The organism is Rheinheimera oceanensis (assembly GCF_018831085.1).
In the GTDB taxonomy this organism is placed as follows: Bacteria; Pseudomonadota; Gammaproteobacteria; order Enterobacterales; family Alteromonadaceae; genus Alishewanella; species Alishewanella oceanensis.
Map to the genome: position 1 here is coordinate 1 of NZ_JAGPNM010000042.1, position 677 is coordinate 677.

Annotated in this window: 1 protein-coding gene; it reads right to left on the bottom strand. The window is 48.2% G+C overall.

Annotated features, from left to right (window positions below; all coding sequences use genetic code 11):
- Positions 1–156: 156 nt before the first annotated feature.
- The gene (locus tag J3B89_RS21010) at positions 157–582 is read right to left on the bottom strand and encodes a hypothetical protein (RefSeq protein WP_215399548.1); all 426 of its coding nucleotides are present in this window, start codon (positions 580–582) and stop codon (positions 157–159) included.
- Between the last annotated feature and the right edge of the window lie 95 nt (positions 583–677).

A 677-nucleotide genomic window follows, 5' to 3' on the forward strand; every position in this document is an offset into this window, starting at 1 on the left:
CTACTCTAAACAATGAGTAGAAATTTCCGAGCAGTTTTTCTTCTAAAATCTGAATTGCGCTCATAACTTCCCTGTACGTGCTAACGCAAAGCTTTGGGGCGGCTGGAGCGCAGCGTAAGCCGTCCCAGCCACGATAGTGGCGACAATAGCGCCTTGTTAGCCGCGCCCTTTATCATCATCAATAAAAGGGCGTTCAGGAAACTTATTCCCACACCAAGGGCAAAAGCCAAAAAACTCAAAACCAATTTCCCTTCCAGGCTGATCAATCATCCAAAGATTCTCATCTCGAAACTGTCTGATTTTTAGGTGAAGTCCTTCCTGCTTGGGCTCTTCGACAGCAACAAACATCTGTGGGCAGCAGTATCGGCTCAAACGCTCCATGCGCACTATGTCCTCAGTTTGAGTGAGGTCGCGAACCCATAACTTGCACTTCTTACAGGTTTGAATGTGCTCTACCGCTTTTTGGCCTTCACTTGTGCCATCATTTGGATAGCCGTCTGAACCGAATATGATCATAGGGGCAAGATGTGGTATTGCCCCCCAATCCAAAATATAGTTTCTTACTTCTAAACAGGTATCCATCGTTCGTCCTGAAACGGCTAACGCACGCCTAAACGGCGAGCAACTTGTTGCGAGTCCAGCGGCCGCAGGCCGCGATGTTTAAGGCGCTTGTTAGG